Annotated in this window: 17 protein-coding genes and 2 pseudogenes; 5 read left to right on the top strand and 14 right to left on the bottom strand. The window is 72.1% G+C overall.

The window, feature by feature from the left end:
* Positions 1–185: 185 nt before the first annotated feature.
* The 5 genes and pseudogenes from ACFCZF_RS16585 to ACFCZF_RS16565 form a co-directional block, all read right to left on the bottom strand.
* The gene (locus tag ACFCZF_RS16585; RefSeq protein ID WP_376672256.1) at positions 186–377 is read right to left on the bottom strand and encodes a DUF2795 domain-containing protein; all 192 of its coding nucleotides are present in this window, start codon (positions 375–377) and stop codon (positions 186–188) included.
* 83 nt (positions 378–460) lie between these two features.
* Complete coding sequence (locus ACFCZF_RS16580) at positions 461–2038, bottom strand: phytoene desaturase family protein (protein WP_376672255.1); 1578 nt, start codon at positions 2036–2038, stop codon at positions 461–463.
* A 642-nt stretch (positions 2039–2680) separates the two neighbouring features.
* On the bottom strand, positions 2681–4903 hold the full coding sequence (locus ACFCZF_RS16575) for a tetratricopeptide repeat protein (protein WP_376672254.1): 2223 nt from the start codon (positions 4901–4903) through the stop codon (positions 2681–2683).
* A gap of 61 nt (positions 4904–4964) precedes the next feature.
* Positions 4965–5731 (bottom strand): annotated as a pseudogene (locus tag ACFCZF_RS16570) (oxygenase MpaB family protein).
* 143 nt (positions 5732–5874) lie between these two features.
* Entirely contained in the window at positions 5875–6252 is a 378-nt protein-coding gene (locus ACFCZF_RS16565; protein ID WP_375917548.1) for a four-helix bundle copper-binding protein, read from the bottom strand.
* A 153-nt stretch (positions 6253–6405) separates the two neighbouring features.
* Between ACFCZF_RS16565 and ACFCZF_RS16560 the strand changes: the two genes are divergently transcribed.
* The 4 genes from ACFCZF_RS16560 to ACFCZF_RS16545 are packed head-to-tail and all read left to right on the top strand — an operon-like array spanning position 6406 to position 9283.
* Positions 6406–6810 carry a ChaB family protein gene (locus ACFCZF_RS16560; RefSeq protein WP_376672253.1) on the top strand — a complete coding sequence of 135 codons (405 nt, stop codon included), beginning with the start codon at positions 6406–6408 and terminating at the stop codon, positions 6808–6810.
* A gap of 37 nt (positions 6811–6847) precedes the next feature.
* The gene (locus ACFCZF_RS16555; protein ID WP_376672252.1) at positions 6848–7204 is read left to right on the top strand and encodes a DUF6479 family protein; all 357 of its coding nucleotides are present in this window, start codon (positions 6848–6850) and stop codon (positions 7202–7204) included.
* A gap of 59 nt (positions 7205–7263) precedes the next feature.
* Entirely contained in the window at positions 7264–7614 is a 351-nt protein-coding gene (locus ACFCZF_RS16550; protein WP_376672251.1) for a hypothetical protein, read from the top strand.
* Positions 7615–7669: 55 nt separating this feature from the next.
* Positions 7670–9283 (top strand): cytochrome bc complex cytochrome b subunit, encoded by a 1614-nt coding sequence (locus ACFCZF_RS16545; protein ID WP_376672250.1) that lies wholly within the window; start codon positions 7670–7672, stop codon positions 9281–9283.
* Here the strand turns inward: ACFCZF_RS16545 and ACFCZF_RS16540 are convergent.
* From ACFCZF_RS16540 to ACFCZF_RS16515, 6 genes and pseudogenes are all read right to left on the bottom strand, one after another.
* Positions 9211–9669, bottom strand: a complete 459-nt coding sequence (locus ACFCZF_RS16540; RefSeq protein WP_376672249.1) for a cytochrome c oxidase subunit 4 — start codon at positions 9667–9669, stop codon at positions 9211–9213. The two genes, ACFCZF_RS16545 and ACFCZF_RS16540, sit on opposite strands and share 73 nt — an antisense overlap.
* Before the next feature lie 11 nt (positions 9670–9680).
* Positions 9681–11411 carry a cytochrome c oxidase subunit I gene (gene ctaD, locus ACFCZF_RS16535; protein ID WP_376672248.1) on the bottom strand — a complete coding sequence of 577 codons (1731 nt, stop codon included), beginning with the start codon at positions 11409–11411 and terminating at the stop codon, positions 9681–9683.
* A gap of 13 nt (positions 11412–11424) precedes the next feature.
* Positions 11425–12629, bottom strand: a pseudogene (locus tag ACFCZF_RS16530) (CaiB/BaiF CoA transferase family protein).
* 163 nt (positions 12630–12792) lie between these two features.
* Positions 12793–13452: a hypothetical protein gene (locus ACFCZF_RS16525; protein ID WP_376672247.1), complete on the bottom strand. Its 660-nt coding sequence runs from the start codon at positions 13450–13452 to the stop codon at positions 12793–12795.
* Complete coding sequence (locus ACFCZF_RS16520) at positions 13449–14945, bottom strand: ATP-binding protein (protein ID WP_376672246.1); 1497 nt, start codon at positions 14943–14945, stop codon at positions 13449–13451. Before ACFCZF_RS16520 ends, ACFCZF_RS16525 begins: the two co-directional genes overlap by 4 nt.
* Before the next feature lie 11 nt (positions 14946–14956).
* On the bottom strand, positions 14957–15646 hold the full coding sequence (locus ACFCZF_RS16515) for a response regulator (RefSeq protein ID WP_376672245.1): 690 nt from the start codon (positions 15644–15646) through the stop codon (positions 14957–14959).
* Between the two features lie 113 nt (positions 15647–15759).
* Between ACFCZF_RS16515 and ACFCZF_RS16510 the strand changes: the two genes are divergently transcribed.
* Positions 15760–16698, top strand: coding sequence for a DUF3152 domain-containing protein (locus ACFCZF_RS16510; RefSeq protein WP_376672244.1), 939 nt, complete (start codon positions 15760–15762; stop codon positions 16696–16698).
* Positions 16699–16748: 50 nt separating this feature from the next.
* Here ACFCZF_RS16510 and ACFCZF_RS16505 read toward each other — a convergent pair whose 3' ends face one another.
* From ACFCZF_RS16505 to ACFCZF_RS16495, 3 genes are all read right to left on the bottom strand, one after another.
* Complete coding sequence (locus ACFCZF_RS16505) at positions 16749–17618, bottom strand: GyrI-like domain-containing protein (protein ID WP_376672243.1); 870 nt, start codon at positions 17616–17618, stop codon at positions 16749–16751.
* Positions 17619–17798: 180 nt separating this feature from the next.
* Complete coding sequence (locus ACFCZF_RS16500; RefSeq protein ID WP_375917514.1) at positions 17799–18008, bottom strand: hypothetical protein; 210 nt, start codon at positions 18006–18008, stop codon at positions 17799–17801.
* Positions 18009–18105: 97 nt separating this feature from the next.
* Positions 18106–19137: a TerC family protein gene (locus ACFCZF_RS16495; RefSeq protein WP_376672242.1), complete on the bottom strand. Its 1032-nt coding sequence runs from the start codon at positions 19135–19137 to the stop codon at positions 18106–18108.
* Positions 19138–19143: the final 6 nt, after the last annotated feature.

Raw genomic sequence — 19143 nt, 5'->3', positions numbered from 1 at the left:
ACGGGGCGTCAGAGCGGCGTTAGCGTGAGACATGAAGGCCTCCTGGTTGGCGGAGCGGTTCCTCGACAGCTCCACTCCACAACCGGAGGCCTTCGCCGTCCTACAGATTCAGACCGTGTCGTCGCACAAACTCGACCAACCTGGCTGGGCAGTACAACTAGGCGAGCGTTCGCGCCTGGTGTCCGCTAGCCGTTGAAGACGGCTTTCTGCACCTCGTTCGGCCCGTCGAAGCTGTTCTCCTTGAGACCGTCGAGACGGCTCACGACCTTGTCGTCGGCCTTGTTGTTGCGGGCGCAGTCGACGAGCGACTTCTTGTCCGCCGGGTAGTCCATACCGCTGAGGGCCTTCTGCAGGTCGATGGGGCTGAGGTCAGCCATGGCAGGCTCCTTGTCATGCTGGTCACTGGGGCGGAATGTCCGCTATGTCGCGGTACCCATCCCCGTCCGGCGCATGCGCCCCTCTACTTCGCCGTCCGCTCCAGCACCGCCATCGCCGCGTTGTGTCCCGGCACGCCGCTGACCCCTCCCCCGCGCACCGCGCCCGCCCCGCACAGCAGTACGTTCGCCTGCCCGGTCTCCACGCCCCAGTGGCCGGTGCCCTCCTGGGCGTGGGGCCAGGCCAACTCGCGGTGGAAGATGTTGCCGCCGGGCAGGCGCAGGTCGCGTTCCAGGTCGAGCGGCGACCTGGCCTCGACGCAGGGCCGCCCGTCGGCGTCGGTCGCCAGACAGTCGGCGAGGGGCTCGGCCAGGTGGGCGTCGAGCTGGGCGAGGGTCGACTTCAGCAGTTCCTCGCGTACGGCGTCGTTGTCACGGGCGAAGAGGCGGGCGGGCGTGTGCAGGCCGAACAGGGTGAGCGTGTGCATGCCCTTCGCGGCCAGGTCCGGGCCGAGGATCGTGGGGTCGGTCAGCGAGTGGCAGTAGATCTCGGAGGGCGGGGCGGCGGGCAGCTCGCCGACCGCGGCACTGGCGTGCGCGGTGGCCAGTTGTTCGTAGCCCTCCGCGATGTGGAAGGTCCCGGCGAACGCCTCGCGCGGGTCGGCCGCGGGGTCGCGCAGCGCCGGGAGCCGCGTCAGCAGCATGTTGACCTTGAGCTGGGCGCCCTCGGCGGGCGGCGGCGGCGCCTGCCCCGTGAGCGCCGCCAGTTCCCGCGGAGAGGCGTTCACCAGGACGTGGCGTGCGGCGGCGACGCCCTCGCCGTCGGCCGAGCGGTAGGTGACCTCGGCCGTGCGCCCGTCCGTGTCGATCCGCACCGCCTCGTGCCCGGTGGCGAGCACGGCGCCCGCCGCGCGCGCCGCGCCCGCCAGGGCGTCGGTGAGGGCGCCCATGCCGCCGACCGGCACGTCCCAGGCGCCGGTTCCGCCGCCGATCACGTGGTAGAGGAAGCAGCGGTTCTGGCTCAGGGCGGGGTCGTGGGCGTCGGCGAAGGTGCCGATCAGGGCGTCGGAGAGGACCACTCCCCGTACCAGGTCGTCCGCGAAGTGCTCCTCGATCGCAACGTCGATCGGTTCCTCGAACAGCGCCTTCCAGGCGGCATCGTCGTCGACCCGGCGGCGCAGCTCGTCCCGGGTGGGCAGCGGCTCGGTGAGGGTCGGGAAGACCCGCTGGGCGACGTGTCCGGTCATCGCGTAGAAGCGCTGCCAGGCGCCGTACTCCCGCTCCGAGCCCGTCAGCCGGGCGAACGACTCCCGGGTCCGCCGCTCGCCCCCGCCGACGAGGAGCCCGGTGGGCCGGCCGTTCCGCTCGACGGGCGTGTACGAGGAGACGGTGCGTCCACGCACCCGGAAGTCCAGGTCCAGGTCCCGCACGATCTTCTTCGGCAGCAGGCTGACCAGGTACGAGTACCGCGACAGCCGCGCGTCGACCCCGGCGAACGGCCGGGTGGACACGGCCGCCCCGCCGGTGTGGTCCAGCCGCTCCAGCACCAGCACGGAGTGCCCGGCGCGGGCCAGGTAGGCAGCGGCGACCAGACCGTTGTGACCACCGCCGACGATGACGGCGTCGTAGGTGCGGGATGCTCGGGGCTCGGTGGGCGGCGTCATGGCTCTTGGTAACACGGGGTGGCAGTGGGCTGCCAGAGGTCCGTCGGGGCAGGACCGGGCGGCGCGGGTGCCCACGGGCACAGACACGTACGGCCGCCCAGCTCCGGCTCGGGTCGCCCGCTTGCCCGAGCTCACCGACACGGGCGCCCACGGGGCGGTGCCCGGCGCGGGGCTGGTCCCGGATCGGCGCAGTCGGAACTCGGCACGGGCCGGACGCGGCGCAGGCCGGACGCGGCACGTGCCGAAGGTGGCACGGGCCCAAGCGCAGCACAGGCCGGACGCGGCGCGGGCCCGAGCGCGGCGCGGGCCCGGACTCCCCGCGTCCCGCCTCGGACGTGCCGCGCCCCGTCCGGCTCAGCGTGCCCCCGTGGGCAGGGCGGCGCGCGGTGCCTACGGGGCATGGACGCGTACGGCCGCCCAACTCCGGCTCGGGGCTCCCGCTGCCCAGGCTCACCGGCGCGAGCGCCCACGGTGCGGTGCACAGCGCGGGGCTGGTCCCGGATCGGCACGGGCCGGAACGCGGCACGGGCCCGGACGCAGCATGGCCCGGACGCGGCACGGGCCGGACGCGGCGCGGGCCCGAGCGCGGTGCGGGCCCGGACTCCCCGCGTCCCGCCTCGGGCGGGTCGTGCCCCGGCCGGGTCAGCGTGCCCCCGCGCCGCGCAGTACCGCCACCCTGCGGTACAGCTCCACGGCCTCGGCGCCGCGGCCGAGTTGTTCCAGGCAGTGGGCCTCGTCGTCGCGCCCGGCGAGGGTGTCGGGGTGGTCGGGGCCCAGGACGCGTTCGCGGGCGGCGGCGACCCGGCGGTACTCGGTGAGGGCCACGGCCCAGCGGCCCAGCCAGCCCAGGCCGACGGCGACCTCGCGGCGGCTGACCAGCGTGTCCGGGTGGTCGGGGCCGAGGACGCGTTCGCGGATCGCGCACACTTCGCGGGACTCGGCGAGGGCCTCCTCCCAGCGGCCGAGCCGGCCGAGGTTGACGCCCAGGCCGTGCCGGGCGCGCAGGGTCTCGGGATGCTCGGGGCCCTGGGCGCGGGTGCGGTCGTCGATCAGGTCCTGGTAGAGCGCCAGCGCTTCGGCGCTGCGGCCGAGGCGGCCGAGGCTGATGCCGATCTCGTAGCGGGCGGCGAGGGTGTCGGGGTGGTCCGGGCCGAGCGCGCTTCCACGGGCCTCGGCGACCTCCCGGTAGGTGACCAGGGCCTCCTGCCAACGGTCCAGCCTGCTGAGTTCGTAGGCCACCTCGTAGCGGGTGACCAGGGTGTCGGGGTGCTCGGGGCCGAGCACGCGGGCGCGGGCGGCGGCCACCTCGCGGGCCATGCGGTGGGCGTCCTCGGGGCGGCCGAGCCGGCCGAGGTTGAAGGCGAGGTTGTGCCGGCAGCGCAGGGTGTCGGGGTGGTCGGCGCCCATGACGCGCTCGCGGGCCGCGAGGACCGACGTGTAGACCTGGTGGGCGTCGGCGTGCCGGCCCAGCCGACCCAGGGCGTACGCCATCTCCTGCCGGACGGCGAGCGTGTCGGCGTGGTCGGTGCCCAGCACCCGGATCCTCGCCTCGGCGACACGTTTGTACGCGCGCAGTGCGTCGGCGGCATGTCCCGTGCGGCTGAGCGTGAAGGCGACCTCGTAGCGGCTGGCCAGCGTGTCGGGGTGGTCGGGCCCGAGCAGGCGCTCGCGCTCGTCGGCCACCGCACGGTGCACCTCGCCCGCCTCCTCCCAGCGGCCGAGCCGTCCCAGGCTCAGGCCGGCGCCGTGCCGACCGGCCAGCGCGGCGACCGCCTCGGGCGCCGGGGCGGGACGCTCGTCGGGGACGGGTGCGGCGGCCTCGTCGCCCGCGGGCCGCGGAATCCACTCGCCGGACAGGCCGGCGGCCGGGTCCGGGGGTGTGGAGCGCGGCCCCGTGCCGGTCGCCTTGTGGCCGGTGGTCATGCCGTGGGTCCAGGACGGCAGCGCGGCCCGGCCCCCGACCGGCTGGGGCATCCGCGTCCGGGGCGAGACCACGGCCGGCGCGTACGCCGGTGCCGTGCGGCCGGCGGTGATCCGGCGGCCCAGCTCTCGGGCGTCGTGCGGACGCTGTTCCGGCAGTTTGGCGAGCAGGTCCAGGATGATCCGGTCCAGGTACCCGGGCAGTTCGGCGCGGTGGGTGCGGGGCGGTTCGGGCTCGGTGTCGCGGTGGCCGACGAGGATCGCCCAGGCGTCGTCGAGGTCGAACGGCGGGACGCCGGTGGCGATCTCGTAGAGCACGCAGCCCAGCGAGTACAGGTCGCTGCGCCGGTCGACGTCGTCGCCGCCGATCTGCTCGGGCGACATGTAGTGCGGGGTGCCCATGGCGATGCCGGTGCCGGTCAGCCGGGCGGTGAACCCGACGTCGTGGCCGAGCCGGGCGATGCCGAAGTCGCAGATCTTCACGGTGCCGCCGGCCAGCCGGACGATGTTCGCCGGCTTCAGGTCGCGGTGCACGATGCCCTGTTCGTGGGTGTAGGCGAGCGCGGACGCGACCTGTTCGGCGATGTCGACGACGTCGGGCACCGGCAGTGGATGGTGTTTGTTGTCCTCCAGGAGCCGGCTCAGGTCACGGCCCTCCAGCAGCTCCATCACGAGGAAGAGCACACCGTCCGACTCACCGAAGTCGTGGACGACGGTCACCCCGCGGTGCTGGAGCGCGGCGGCCACCCGGGCCTCGCGCCGGAACCTCTCCCGCAGGACGCGGGTGAAGGAGTGGTCGTGCTGAGTGCCCAGTGGCTTGAGGCACTTGACGGCGACGCGACGGCCCAGTGACTCGTCCCGCGCCCGCCACACCTCGCCCATGCCGCCGCGCCCGATCCGCTCCAGCAGCCGGTACCGGCCCTGGATCAGCGTGCTGTCCCCCATCTCGCTGCCCGCCCCCGTAGCAGTCCGCCCCGCCCTCCCCTGGCCGGTCCAGTATGGCGGCTTATGGTCCGAGTTTGTATGGTGCCGGGCGCGCGGCCGGTCCGAGCCGCGCCATGGCGCGCAGAATGTGTTTGGGCGGCAGCTGCCAGCGCAGACGTGCGGGGATGCCGCGCAGCAGGGTGCCCGTGGCGCGCAGTCGCCGGGTGACGGTGGCGGGTGCGGGGGCCGGTCTGCCGTAGAGCTCGTGCGCGTGCCGCGGTAGGGAGTCGTACGCCAGATGTGCCACCCGCCGCCACAGCAGCTCGCGTGCCGGGACCAGGAGGGGGTGCGTGGGCGGACGGAGCGGGAAGTCGTCCACCTCGTGCGCGTCGTCGCCCGCGGCCAGCTCGGGCCGTACCCGCGCGAAGTAGGCGGCCAGCTCGGACCGGCTCGCGGGTACGGCGTCGGGGTCGAGTCCGACGAGGCGGGCACTGTGCCGGTGTTCGGCGAGGTAGCGGTCGGCGTGGGCGTCCGTGAGCGGGAATCCGGAGCGGCGCAGCACGTGCAGGTAGGAGTCGATCTCGGCGCAGTGCACCCACAGCAGCAGCGCGGGTTCGTCGACGCCGTAGCGGGGTGCATCGCCCCGAGCATGCGGTGGATCTTCCGCACCCGGGCGCCGGCCCGCTCGGCGGCCTCGGTGGTGCCGTACGTCGTCGTGCCGACGAAGCTCGCGGTGCGCATCAGCCTGCCCCAGGTGTCGCGCCGGAAGTCGCTGTTCTGCATCACGCCGCGCACGGCGCGCGGGTGCAGGGCCTGGAGGTAGAGGGCGCGGATGCCGGCGACCCACATCATCGGGTCGCCGTGCGCCTGCCATGTCACCGAGTCGGGGCCGAACAGTCCCGGATCGCCTGCCGGGTCACCCGCCCGATCACCCGTCGGTATGGCCGTCATACCGGCAGGCCAACGCCCCGCGCCCGGCCGACCCCAGGGTCTCAGCGCAGGGTGGCCAGGAACTCTCCGCAGGCCCGGGCGCAGGCGCGGCAGGCCTCCGCGCTCTCCTCGGCTCCCGGGTGCTGGTCGAAGACGTGCGCGCTCTCCAGGCACACCTGCCGGCACCACTCCAGCTGGACGCGGATCGCGGCCTCGTCCACCTGGTTCTGTTCGGACAGCACCCGGCAGGTCGCGTCGCACACCTCCGCGCACATGATGCCCTTGCGTCGTACGAGCTCCTGGTTCTCGGTCCCGTCCGGGTCCACGAGGCTCGCCCGCAGCGCGCACGCCCGTGCGCACTCGGTGCACGCCTGTGCACAAGCGAAGCGGTCCTCCAGGAAGCGGAACAGTTCCTGCTGGGAAGTCGTCGTCGATGTCACACCGCGCGGGTTGCCGCTGCGGAGTGCGCCAAACCGCCGGGCCCGTTGTTCCCAAGGGTTCCGGCCCGTTTTCCGGGCGCGCTGCCGGGCACCCGTGGACTCTTCCGAAGCTGGTGACAGCGACGACGTCGACCGCACACGGAGGTGCCCGACATGCCGGGACGACAGGAACTGCCGTCGACCCTGGAACGCTCCCCCCGGGAGGCCCAGCGCACTTGGATCAAGGCCCATGACTCGGCCGTGGAGGAGTACGGCGAGGGCGAGCGCGCCCACCGGGTGGCGTACGGGGCGCTGAAGCACAAGTACGAGAAGGTCGGCGACCACTGGGAGCGCAAGGAGGGCGGCCGCAAGGGCCCCTCCGACCCCCAGTCCGGGCGGCCCCGCGGACAGGGCGGACGCAGCGGCGAGGGCATCGACGAGAAGGCCTCGAAGGAGCACCTGTACGGCGTCGCCAGGCGACTGGGCGTCGAGGGCCGGTCGCGGATGTCCAAGGCGGATCTGCTCACGGCGATCCGGAAGGCAAACCGTTCGCAGACGCGAGCGGCCCGGTCGAGCTGAGCTGGTTGGTGACCTGGTCCGGGGGTACCCGCGCCCCATGACCAACGCATGGATGGACCTGGCGGTGAGCTCCAGCGGGATCGGCATCGGGATCGGTGCTGCGGCCGTCGTGGTGGTGGGCCTGCTGATCGGCGCGTTCGCCTTCGGCAGCCGGCAGAAGCGCAAGGAGTCGCCGCCGCCGCGTCCCGAGGAGCAGCCTCGTATGCCCGATGAGGGGCCCGTCCACGAGACGCGGGAGCGGCGGGAGCCCGACGAGATGACCAAGAGCGACGACCGGACGCTGCCGCACGACCTCGGGCACCAGGGCAGCCGCACCGCCGCCGATCAGGAGCGGCCCCGCTGGGACGAGGGCAGCAGCGGTTCGTTCGGCAGCGGCGGACCGGGCGGACGCTGATCCCGAGGATGTCGTACAGGTCGTACAGAGGGAAGTGAGAACAGAGGGAAGTGAGAACCATGGCCGACCCCGCTCGCAACACCCTGCCGTTGCCGGACTACGACCAGCTGCCGATCGGCGGGCTGGAGAGCCGGATCCGGTCACTGGGCACGGAGCAGGTGGAGGATCTGCTGGCGTACGAGAGGTCGCACGCCGACCGCCTCCCCGCCACGGAGGTGCTGGCGGCCCGGCTGGAGCAGCTGAAGTCCGGTGCGGAGCCGTCCTTGGGCGATCCGAACGCCGTACGCCCGGAGCAGGGGCAGGGCCGCACGGGCTCCCCCGTCTCGCCCGCGACCTCCCCGGAGCCGTTCTCCCCGCCGCCGCACGGCACCCCGGACCAGCCGGGCAAGCCGAAGGGTGACCGTACGTAGTCGGTGTCCGGTGCGGGCGTAGTTTCCGGCCCGGGCGGCGGGGAACTCATGCGCCGTGCTGTTGCAGAGGAGAAGGGCCCGCGCGGGTGCGCGGGCCCGCTACGCGGCCGAACACACCGTCAACTGGGCCGACGGGCGGTTTCCCGTTTCCGAGGGCGGTGGGCTGCTGCGCAAGGCCTTCCCGGAACACTGGTCCTTCCTCCTGGGCGAGATCGCCCTCTACAGCTTCGTCGTGCTGCTGCTGACCGGGGTGTGGCTGACGCTGTTCTTCAAGCCGTCGATGACGGAGGTCGTCTACGACGGGTCGTACGAGCCGCTGCTCGGGCTGAGCATGTCGGAGGCGTACCGGTCGACGGTGGACATCAGTTTCGACGTGCGCGGCGGGCTGCTGATCCGGCAGCTGCACCACTGGGCGGCCCTGGTGTTCCTGTCGGCCATCGGGGTGCATCTGCTGCGGATCTTCTTCACCGGGGCGTTCCGCCGTCCGCGTGAGGTGAACTGGCTGATCGGTGTGACGCTGTTCGTGCTGGCGCTCGCCGAGGGCTTCGCCGGCTACTCGCTCCCCGACGACCTGCTGTCCGGGACGGGGCTGCGCATCGCGCAGGGCATCATGCTGTCCATCCCGGTGGTGGGGACGTACATCAGCATGTTCGTGTTCGGCGGCGAGTATCCCGGCGACGACGTGATCCCGCGGCTGTACTCGCTGCACATCCTGCTGCTCCCCGGACTGCTGCTGGCGCTGGTCACGCTCCATCTGATCCTGGTCTTCTACCTGAAGCACACCCAGTGGGCGGGCCGCGGCCGGACCAACCGCAACGCCGTGGGCAAACCGATGTTCCCGCAGTTCATGACGAACTCGACGGGTTTGTTCTTCATGGTCTTCGGCGTCCTGACGGTGCTCGCGGCGGTGGCGCAGATCAATCCGATCTGGGCGTACGGCCCCTACCGGCCCGACATCGTCTCCTTCGGCTCGCAACCGGACTGGTACGTCGGCTTCCTGGAGGGGTCGCTGCGGCTGATGCCGCCCTTCGAGACGGAGGTGGCGGGGCACACCGTCATGTGGAACGTGCTGGTGCCCGCGGTCGTGCTGCCGGGCGCCCTGTTCGCGGTGCTGTACGCCTACCCGTTCTTCGAGCGCTGGGTGACGGGCGACCACTCGGAGCACCATCTGTGCGACCGGCCCCGGAACAAGCCCGTGCGGACCGGGCTGGGCGTCGCCGCGATCTGCTTCTACGGGGTTCTCCTCCTCGCGGGCGGCAACGACATCCTCGCCCACGTCTTCGACGTCTCGATCAACCTGCTGACCTGGGTGTTCCGGATCTCCCTGGTGCTGCTGCCGCCGATCGCCTTCATGGCGACCAAGCGTGTCTGCCTGGCACTGCAGGAGCGGGAGCGCGAGCGGCTGGCGGAGGGCGAGGAGACGGGCGATCTGGTGCAGACCCTGGCGGGCGGCTACGTCGAGAGCCACGCACCCCTCGACGCCGAGGAGCGGTACGTGCTGCGGTCGCGCAAGGAGCCCGAGCCGCTGGCACCGACGGCGCCCGACGAGGGCGCACCGCAGGTGGGGCGGCTGCGGGCGACGCTCAGCGAGTGGTACTACGGCGACCGGGTCGACGTGGAGGAGACGGAGTCCGAGCCGGGATCCTCCTCGGGCGAGTTGGAGCGCTGAGCGTCCCGGCCGGCGTACTGGAAGACGAGGCCGAAGACGGCCAGGGCGAGCACGCCGAAGCCGATCAGCGCGAGCCACAGGCCGTAGACGATGCCGAGCGCGAGGACGACGGCGCCGAGGGCGGCGACGATGGGCCAGGGGCTGTGCGGCGGGAAGAAGTCCAGTGGGCCCGCCGTCTCCAGGACCTCGGCGTCGCCGCGGTCCTGTGCCCGCGGACCGCGCTTGCGGTGCTGCACGTACAGGAAGAACGCGACGAGCGAGGCCATCAGGAAGGCGAGGGTCAGTGCGGCGGTACCGGCGGGTTCCTCGGAGAACCAGCCGTACCCGGCCGCGGTGACGGCGAAGAAGGCCGCCACGCCGGTGAACAGACGGGCTTCGGTCTTCACTACTGGTACCTCTACTCGTTCCTCTGCTGGTGCCTCTGGTCGTGTCGGCCGATGTCGGGGTGGTGCAGGTCGAACGCCGGGGACTCGGAGCGGACCCGGGGCAGCGACGTGAAGTTGTGCCGCGGGGGCGGACAGGTGGTGGCCCATTCGAGGGAACGTCCGTAGCCCCAGGGGTCGTCGTGCTCCACCCTCGTGCCGTACTGGCGGGTGCGCCACACGTTGTAGAGGAACGGCAGCGTGGAGAGGCCGAGCAGGAAGGCGCCGATGGAGCTGATGGTGTTCAGCGTGGTGAAACCGTCCGCCGCCAGGTAGTCGGCGTAGCGGCGGGGCATGCCCTGCTGGCCGAGCCAGTGCTGGACGAGGAACGTGGTCTGGAAGCCGACGAAGAGCGTCCAGAAGTGGATCTTTCCGAGGCGTTCGTCGAGCAGTTTGCCGGTGAACTTCGGCCACCAGAAGTAGAAGCCGGCGAACATCGCGAAGACGACCGTGCCGAACAGCACGTAGTGCAGGTGGGCGACGATGAAGTACGAGTCCGTCAGGTGGAAGTCCAGGGGCGGTGAGGCGATGAGGACACCGCTCATGCCGCCGAGCAGGAACGTCATCAGGAAGCCGGTCGACCACAGCATGGGTGTCTCGAAGGACAGGGAGCCGCGCAGCATGGTGCCGATCCAGTTGAAGAACTTCACTCCCGTCGGCACCGCGATGAGGAACGACATCAGGGAGAAGAACGGCAGCAGCACGGCCCCGGTGGCGAACATGTGGTGGGCCCACACCACGGCGGACAGCATGGTGATGGCGATGGTGGCGCCGACCAGGCTGACGTAACCGAAGATCGGTTTGCGGCTGAACACCGGGATGATCTCGGAGACGATACCGAAGAACGGCAGCGCGACGATGTACACCTCGGGATGCCCGAAGAACCAGAACAGGTGCTGCCACAGCAGCGCCCCGCCGTTCGCCGCGTCGAAGATGTGCGCGCCGAACTTCCGGTCGGCCTCCAGCGCGAGCAGCGCGGCGGTCAGCACGGGGAAGGCCGGCAGCACCAGGATCGACGTGAACAGCACGTTCCAGGTGAAGATCGGCATCCGGAACATGGTCATGCCGGGGGCGCGCAGACACAGGATGGTGGTGATGAAGTTGACCGCGCCGAGCGTGGTGGACACGCCGGTCACCACCAGCCCCATGGTCCACAGGTCACCGCCCGTGCCGGGACTGAACACCGCGCTGTTCAGCGGCGCGTAGGCGAACCAGCCGAAGGCGGCCGCTCCCCCGGGCGTCAGGAAACCGGCCACCACCATCAGGCCGCCGAACAGGTACAGCCAGTAGGAGAGCGCGTTGAGCCGGGGGAACGCCACGTCCGGGGCGCCGATCTGCAAGGGCATGATCGCGTTGGCGAACCCGGCGAACAGCGGGGTCGCGAACAGCAGCATCATGATCGTGCCGTGGACGGTGAAGAGCTGGTTGTACTGGTGGTTGGTGACCAGCTGGAGTCCCGGACGGGCCAGTTCACTGCGCATCAGCAGGGCGAGCAGGCCGCCGAAGAGGAAGAACCCGAAGGCGGTCGTCATATAGAGGTTGCCGATCGCCTTGTGATCGGTCGTCGTCGCCCACCGGGCCAGCGCCCGCCCGAGCGTGCGGTTCGTCCGCTGCCGCGCCGGCGCCCGGCGCGGCGGCTCGGTCCTCCTGTCCACCGCCATGCGGCGGAGGGTACCCAGGCGTTGTGGGCTCAGTCGTACGGCCACGCCGGAGCCGGTGTCACGCGTCCGGGCCCTCGTCCGCACGGAAGACGTCGTCGGTGTGTTCGCCCAGCTCAGGCGGTGCGAGCCGGTAGCTCGCCGGGGTGGTGCCGAGGCGGATCGGATGGGCCACCTGGCGGGTACCGCCGACGTCCACCACGGCCTCGACGCCCAGTCGTTCGGCGTAGGCGAAGGCCTCGTCGAGGGCGTTGACCGGACCGGCAGGCACTCCGGCCGCGGGCAGCACGTCGGCCCAGTGGTCGGCGGTGCGGGTGCGCAACCGGTCCTGGAGGAGCGGGCGGAGTTCACTCCGGTGGGCCACGCGGTCGGGGTTGGTGCGGAACCGGGCGTCGTCGGCGAGCCGGGGTGCGCCGAGCAGCGCGGCGAGCGCGGCGAACTGCCGGTCGTTGCCGACCGCGAGGGCGATCGGCCGGTCCGCCGTGGGGAAGGTCTCGTACGGGGCGATGCTCGGGTGGGCGTTGCCGAGCCGGCCCGGGACGACGCCCGCCGCGAGGTAGCCGGAGGCCTGGTTGGCCATCGCCGACAGCAGCGAGCCGAGCAGGCTGACCTCGACGAGCTGGCCCTCGCCGGTGCGTCCCGGTGCCGGAGGGCGGCGAGGATGCCGACCGTGGCGTGCAGTCCGGTGATGACGTCGACGAGGGCCACGCCCGTCTTGGTCGGTTCCCCGTTCGGGGCCGGCTCGCCGGTGACGCTCATCAGTCCGCCGACGGCCTGCACCAGCAGGTCGTAGCCGGGCAGTCCGGCGCCCGCTCCGGCACCGAACCCGGTGACGGAGCAGTGGACGAGCCGCGGGTCGGCGGAGCGCAGCTCCTCGTGGCCGAGGCCGAGCTTTTCCATGGTGCCGGGGCGGAAGTTCTCCACCACGACGTCCGAGCCGGCGATCAGCGCGCGGGCCCGGTCCCGCCCCTCGTCGGTGGTGAGGTCCAGGGCGACGGACCGCTTGTTGCGGTTGACGCCCAGGAAGTACGTGGAGGTGCCGGAGGCGTCGGCGGGCGGGCGCCAGGCCCGGGTGTCGTCGCCGGTGCCGGGCCGTTCCACCTTGACGACCTCGGCGCCCAGGTCGGCGAGGAGCATCGTGGCGTACGGCCCGGCCAGCACGCGGGAGAAGTCCGCGATGCGCACACCCTGGAGGGCTCCCGTGCCGTGCGTGCTGTTGGTGCCGGTGTCGGTGTCGGGTGTGCCGTTCTCGGACGGGGTGTTCATGGGCATGGCGCGGCTCCTCGTGGGGTCCGGTTCGTCGGCTCCGGTCTCCTGATCGGCATGCGCGCTCACCGGTGTCCTCACACGTGACCTGCGCCACGTGCACGCGGACCCGGTCCGGGCGGTGCCGGTGAGGCGACACCGGGCGGCAGTTCGGCGGTGCCGTTCAGCTCCCGCCGGAGCCGGCCGTCCCACTGTTCCGGTCGGCCTCCCGGGCCGTGCCCGTCGGGCAGTCGTCGCTGGACCGGCCCGCCAGCCGGCCGCCGGGCTGCTCCACGGTCACCTGCGCGCTGCCCAGTGCCGGGTCCTGGCGCAGACGGGCGACGGCGACCGTGCAGGCCAACTGGTCGACGGCCGTGCCGCTCAGACTCCCGGCGCTCCGCGGCAGCTGGACGACGACCGCCGCTCCGTCGGTCCGGATGGTGGGCACCACGGAGGCCGGCGGCAGTTCGGTCGTCAGCCCTCTCTTCCGCTCCTCCTCGTCCGGGCCCTCGAACAGCATGAGTACGGTGCTGCCGAGGTCGGCCGCGCCGGGCGTCGTGCGGGAGACCGCCACGAGGGCGCCGTCCGTGACGAAGTAGAGCGGGACCGCGGTGACGGGCACGGCAACGGACTCGGCCGGCGACGGGGTGGGGGCCCGGCCCGGTTCCAGGACGCCGGTCGCGGGTTCGCCCGCCTCGACCACGCCGGTCGCGGGGATGCCGCAGGCGGAGAGCGGGAACAGCGCCGCCGCGAGCAGGAGGGGGAGCCTGCGTCGGGCGCTGTCGCCTGCCGGTCCTACGCCCGGGGCCGTCGTGGTCGCCGGTGGTGGGGTCGGCGGGTTCATGGTTGTTCCTCCTTCGCCGCGTGCGGCGCCCGGTCCTCCGTCGCGTCCGCTCTCAGCGGGAGGACGACCGTGAAGACGGCGCCGCCGTCCGGATGGTTGGCCGCCCGGACGGTGCCGCCGTGCAGGCGTACGTTCTCCGCGGTGATGGCCAGCCCGAGGCCGCTGCCCTCGCTGCGGGTCCGGGCGCTGTCCGATTTGTAGAAGCGGTCGAAGACATGCGGCAGGACGCTGTCGGGAATGCCGTCCCCGCCGTCGCCGACCACGACGACCGCCTGCCTCCCCGGGTGGGGGTCGTCCTCTTCGTAGAGGTGCAGGCGAACGGGGGGTGCGCCATGACGGAGGGCGTTGGCGACGAGGTTCGCGACGACGACGTCGACGCGGCGCGGGTCCACCCGGCCGCGCAGCGTGCCCGGTTCCGGCAGGCCGGCCTCCACCGTGTCCAGCCAGCCACGGGAGGCGAGCGTGCGTCGTACGGACTCGGCGAGGTCGATCTCGTCGAGGTGCAGGGCGGCGGCGCCCGCGTCGAACCGGGAGATCTCCATCAGGTCGTCCACCAGGCCGGCCAGTTTCGTGGTCTCCTCGCTGATGAGGCGTACGGCCATCGCGGTGTCGTCGTCGAGGCCGGCCGCGTCCTCGTCCAGCACGTCGGTCACCGCCGACATCGCCGCCAGCGGGGTGCGCAGTTCGTGCGAGACGTCCGCGGCGAAGCGGCGGGCGCCGGCCTCCATGCGCCGCAGTTCCGCCACCGACCCCTCCAGCGCGGCGGCCGTCTCGTTGAAGGTGCGGGACAGGTCGGCGAGTTCGTCGGAGCCCTGCACCGCGAGCCGGGTGTCCAGACGGCCCTCGGCGATACTGCGGGTCGCCCGGCGCAGCGCCCGTACGGGTCGCAGCACCCCGCGCGCGGCCAGGAGGGCGATCAGCACGGCCAGGGCCAGGGCGGGCACGGTGGCGCGTTCGATGGCGGTGACCAGCGCGTCGACGTAGCCCTGTTCCTCCCGCTGCGGCACGGTCAGGTAGACCTCCAGTCCGGAGGCGCGCCGCTCGGTGCCGTACTGGCCCGCGTAGGTGACGGGCATGCCGACGACCAGTGAGGGGTGGCCGTCCCGCGTCACCCGTTGGAACACGGTGGCGCGGCGGGTACGCACGGACTCGCGCATCGCCGGGGACAGTTCCCGGAAGGAGTCCCCGGGGCCGGACGTGGCGCTCGCGTCCCGGTAGGCGACCAGCACCCGCCAGTTCTGGGACCGCCCGCCGCGCGACACGTCGACGGCGAACGACCGCAGGTCGGACTGGTCGGGCGGGAAACGGTAGTTGGGGACCAGGGTGTTGACCCGGTGCCGGAAGTCCTCGATCACCGTGTCCTGGCTCTGCTGCAGGACCCCGGTACGTGCCTCACGGAAGGTCAGCGCGCCGGTGGTCACCGTGGCCACGACGGCGACCAGCGTGAAGGCCACCACCAACCGCACGCGCAGGCCGCTCAGCGCGCGCAGCACCCGGGGAACTCTCACCGGGTCCCGAACCGATAGCCGAAGCCGCGCACGGTGTGGACGTAACGGGGTCTGCCCGCGGGTTCGCCGATCTTGGCCCGCAGGCGCTTGACGCAGGCGTCCACGAGCCGCGCGTCCCCGTGGTAGCTGTGCTCCCAGACGGCTTCCAGGAGCTGTTGGCGGCTGAACACCTGCCCGGCCGAGGCGGACAGCGTGAGCAGCAGCCGCAGTTCGGAGGGGCCGAGGGCGACGGGCCGCCCCTGGTGGGTGACGGTGAGTCCGGCCCGGTCGATGACCAGGTCACCGTGGTGTTCGGTGCGGGGCGTGCCGTGCTCGTCCGACGCGCCGCCCACGCGGCGCAGCACCGCGCGGATGCGTGCGTCCAGTACGCGGGCGCGGACCGGCTTGACCACGTAGTCGTCCGCTCCGGCCTCCAGTCCGACGACGATGTCGGTGTCGTCACCGCGGGCGGTGGCCATGATGATCGGCACCTGGTCGTGGGCGCGTATCCGTCGGCACACCTCCAGGCCGGACACGCCCGGCAGCATCAGGTCGAGGACCACGGCGTCGGGCCTGAAGGACCGCAGCTGCTCCAGTCCGTCCTCGCCCGTGGCGGCCGCGGCGACCTCGTGTCCCTGGCGGCGCAGGGCGAGGCGCACGCCCTCCCGGACGGCGCGGTCGTCTTCGATGATCAGGACCCGTGGCATGGATCTCAGTATGCGTATGAACGTGCGAACGTCCGCGCGTGGGTGGCGGCTGTTACACAGCGGTCCAAAAGCCGTCCACGGGCGATCACACGACGACGGCACGCTTCGTGATCATGAACGAGCACCGATCGACGTCCTCGCCGACCTCCGACGCGGGCCACCGACGCGGCCGCGGCAGCCGCGCCCGCCGCCGACGGGGCGGGAAGCCGCCGAGGCTGTGGGCGGGGCTCGCGGCCGGCGTCGTGCTGCTGCTCGCCGGCGGTCTGGTCCTCAAGGAGCGCGCGGACACCTCCCCTCGCTCCGTCGACGCGACAGACGCGACCGATGCCGCCGGGCCGTCCTCGGCGTCCGAGCGGCCCGCGTCGCGCGAGGTCGTCGAGACGGAGGCGGCGAAGGAGGACGAGCCCGAGGTCGGGACGGAGAAGGAGAAGAAGAAGGAAAAGAAGGAGGAGGGGTCAGAGAGCCGCCCGGATCCCGGCTCGATTCCGTCGTCGGGCCCGGGGACGTTCGCCACCGCGAGCGGCGGCGGCGACCGGGTCGGCGGGAGCGGGCGGACGCTGACCTACGTGGTCCAGGTCGAGGACGGCATCGGGATCCCGGCGCGGGACGTCGCGACCGAGGTCGAGCGGATCCTCGCCGACGAGCGGGGCTGGACGGCCGACGGGAAGGTCGGGTTCCGGCGGGTGTCCGGCGGCACGTCCGACTTCCGGGTACGCCTCGCCACGGCGGAGACGGTGGACGACATATGCGGCCAGTACGGTCTGGACACCGGCGGCGAGGTCAACTGCAACGTGGGTCAGGACGTCATGGTCAACCTCAAACGGTGGCTGCTGGCCACGCAGTACTACGCGGACGACGTGACGTCCTACCGGGCCCTGATCATCAACCACGAGGTCGGGCACTTCCTCGGCCACGGCCACGAGGGGTGCCCCGGGGCCGGGCAGCCCGCTCCGGTGATGATGCAGCAGATCAAGGGACTGCACGGGTGCCGGACCAACGTCTGGCCCTACGACAGCGAGGGCCGGCCCGTCACCGGACCGGCCGTCGGCTGAGAAGAGCGTGCGTACGCGTCGGAGGGCCGCCTCGGAGCGGGCCCGGCCGCTCAGGCGGTGGTGGTCCGCTCCACGGGAATCCACAGCTCCGCGTCGGCCTGCGCCCCGTCGTCCGACAGACGGACGCGCAGGATCTCGGGGCCGGGCCTGCTCCGGTACGGGTTCGAGGGGAACCACTGCGTGAACACGTCCCGCCACAGGTACTGGAGGGCCTGCGGGAACGGACCGGAGCTCTCGAACACGGCCCACGTCCCCGCCACGACCGGGAGGGCGTCCAGGTCCGGGGGTGTCTCCGCGCGGGTCACGACGCCGTGGTAGTAGTCGAGTTCGGTGCCCTCCGCGCGGCTCGGGTCGATCTGGTCGGAGACCCCTACGATCCCTTCCGGCTCCTGGTCGGAGAGCGACGTGATCCGCTCCAGCGTGCCGGGACCGATGCCCCGGATGAACTGGGCGATCGCGGGGTTGGCCCCCTCGTGGACCAGGGGGACGCGGGCCTTCTTCCCGACGACACGGAATTCCTCCTTGTCCTGGACCCGGTATCGCATGCTGCTGCTCCCTTCGATGATGAGGCGGAAGGACATCCGGGGCTGGGACTGCAGAGCCGCGCCGGTTCGCCGGGCCTCGCCCGGGCCCACACCGTGCATGGCGCGGAACGCCCGCGCGAAGGCCTCGCCCGAGCCGTAGCCGCAGCGGACCGCGATGTCCAGCAGCGTCCGCTCACCGGCGAGCACCTCGGCGCCCGCCACGGTCAGCCGCCTGCGGCGGACGTACTCCGAGAGCGGTATGCCGGACAGCGCGGAGAACATGCGCCGGAAGTGGTACTCCGACGTCACCGCGATGCGCGCGAGTTCGGCGACGTCGACCGGCCGGTCGAGATGCGCCTCGATGTGTTCCATGGCCTGGTTCAGGCGTTCCAGCACCCCGGGCTCCTTCCCTTTCGCTCATCACGTTAGGGAGCCCGCGTCCTTTGGGACCCGACATCCTGTGCCCGGCGCGGTCGGGTCGTGCCAGGTCTCGCGGCGCCGAGGAGCGCACGGCGGCAGCCTGCCGGCGGAGGTCGTCGGCAGGCTGGGGGCCGCGTCGTTGTGGTGAACCGGCGGTTACTGATGCCGGTCGGGTGCGGACTCGGCGCAGTCGGGGTTCCGGCAGGTGCCCCGGTGCCACTCCGGGACGTAGATCCCGAGGGTCTTGTGCCGTTTGATCTCCGCCGGGACGTGGTGGCCGCAGGACGGGCAGGTGTGCCCGCGCTGCACGTCGGCCTGCCGCGGTTCGGCCTGTGTCGTCTTCGTGTGCTGCGTGTGACTGCTCATGATTCTCACGTCCACGCTAGGAAGAGCCTTTTAGAAGCTTTTGCCCCTACTTTACGTTCCCATGTCCGGGGGGACCAGTCCTGTGCCGCGTCGGGCTTCACCGGGGGTCCTGCCGCCCTCCTGGGGGTGGCGCCAGGGCCTCCTCCTCGTCCGGGCCGTCCGTGTCCTCGCCGGCCCCGTCGGCCCCGTCGGCCGTGTCGGCGGGGCGTCGCAGGCTCAGGATCACCGAAACGGTCAGGACCACGACGATGACCGCCAGGCTCACCGGGGAGGGGATCTCCGGCACGGAGGGGCTGACCATCTTGTGGAGCGCCTGGAGGATGAGCTTGACGCCGATGAAGCCGAGGATGATCGCCAGGCCCTTGCTCAGGTAGTGGAAGCGGTCCAGAAGCCCCGACAGCAGGAAGTACAGGGCCCGCAGGCCGAGGATGGCGAAGGCGTTGCTGGTGTAGACGATGAAGGCGTCGTCACTGACGGCGAGCACGGCCGGCACGCTGTCCACGGCGAAGATCAGGTCGGCCGCCTCGATCGCGGCGACGACGGCGAGCAGCGGCGTCGCCACCCGCTTGCCCGCCTCCTTCACGAAGAACTTCGGGCCCGCGTAGGTGTCCCGCACGGGGATGACCTTGCGCAGCAGCCGGACGGCGAAGCTCTTGCCCGGGTCGAAGCTCTCCTCCTCACCCTTGAGGATCTTGTAGACGCTGTAGAAGAGAATGGCCGCGAAGACGAACAGAACGGCGGTGAACCGGCTGACCACGGCCACGCCCGCGGCGAGGAAGATGCCCCGGAACACCAGGGCGCCGATGACGCCGAAGAAGAGAACACGGTGCTGGTAGGCGCGGGGCACCTTGAAGTAGGCGAAGATCAGGGCGAAGACGAAGAGGTTGTCGACCGAGAGGCTCTTCTCCAGCAGCCACGCGGTGGTGTACTCCGTGCCCGCCGTCCCGCCGAGGACGAGGAAGACGACCCCGCCGAAGACGAGGGCGAGGCCGACCCACAGCGCGCTCCAGGCCGCGGCTTCCTTGAAGCCGATGACGTGCGTGTCGCGGTGGGCCAGCAGGTCGACGGCGAGCGACACGACGACGGTGGCGGCGAAGGCTATCCAGAGCCAGAACGGCACATCGAACATGCGGGC

Origin of the sequence: Streptomyces sp. NPDC056296, from assembly GCF_042268605.1 — a bacterium.
In the GTDB taxonomy this organism is placed as follows: Bacteria; Actinomycetota; Actinomycetes; order Streptomycetales; family Streptomycetaceae; genus Streptomyces.
The sequence above is the reverse complement of the archived record's forward strand: the minus strand, read 5'-3'. Positions and strand labels throughout refer to the sequence as shown.

What these genes read in the sequence shown, in the direction of transcription:
- ACFCZF_RS16585 (WP_376672256.1), bottom strand. Translation starts at nt 377, where the DNA reads ATGGCTGACCTCAGCCCCATCGACCTGCAGAAGGCCCTCAGCGGTATG.
- ACFCZF_RS16580 (WP_376672255.1), bottom strand. Translation starts at nt 2,038, where the DNA reads ATGACGCCGCCCACCGAGCCCCGAGCATCCCGCACCTACGACGCCGTC.
- ACFCZF_RS16575 (WP_376672254.1), bottom strand. Translation starts at nt 4,903, where the DNA reads ATGGGGGACAGCACGCTGATCCAGGGCCGGTACCGGCTGCTGGAGCGG.
- ACFCZF_RS16560 (WP_376672253.1), top strand. Translation starts at nt 6,406, where the DNA reads ATGCCGGGACGACAGGAACTGCCGTCGACCCTGGAACGCTCCCCCCGG.
- ACFCZF_RS16555 (WP_376672252.1), top strand. Translation starts at nt 6,848, where the DNA reads ATGACCAACGCATGGATGGACCTGGCGGTGAGCTCCAGCGGGATCGGC.
- ACFCZF_RS16550 (WP_376672251.1), top strand. Translation starts at nt 7,264, where the DNA reads ATGGCCGACCCCGCTCGCAACACCCTGCCGTTGCCGGACTACGACCAG.
- ACFCZF_RS16525 (WP_376672247.1), bottom strand. Translation starts at nt 13,452, where the DNA reads ATGAACCCGCCGACCCCACCACCGGCGACCACGACGGCCCCGGGCGTA.
- ACFCZF_RS16515 (WP_376672245.1), bottom strand. Translation starts at nt 15,646, where the DNA reads ATGCCACGGGTCCTGATCATCGAAGACGACCGCGCCGTCCGGGAGGGC.
- ACFCZF_RS16510 (WP_376672244.1), top strand. Translation starts at nt 15,760, where the DNA reads ATGAACGAGCACCGATCGACGTCCTCGCCGACCTCCGACGCGGGCCAC.
- ACFCZF_RS16500 (WP_375917514.1), bottom strand. Translation starts at nt 18,008, where the DNA reads ATGAGCAGTCACACGCAGCACACGAAGACGACACAGGCCGAACCGCGG.
- ACFCZF_RS16495 (WP_376672242.1), bottom strand. Translation starts at nt 19,137, where the DNA reads ATGTTCGATGTGCCGTTCTGGCTCTGGATAGCCTTCGCCGCCACCGTC.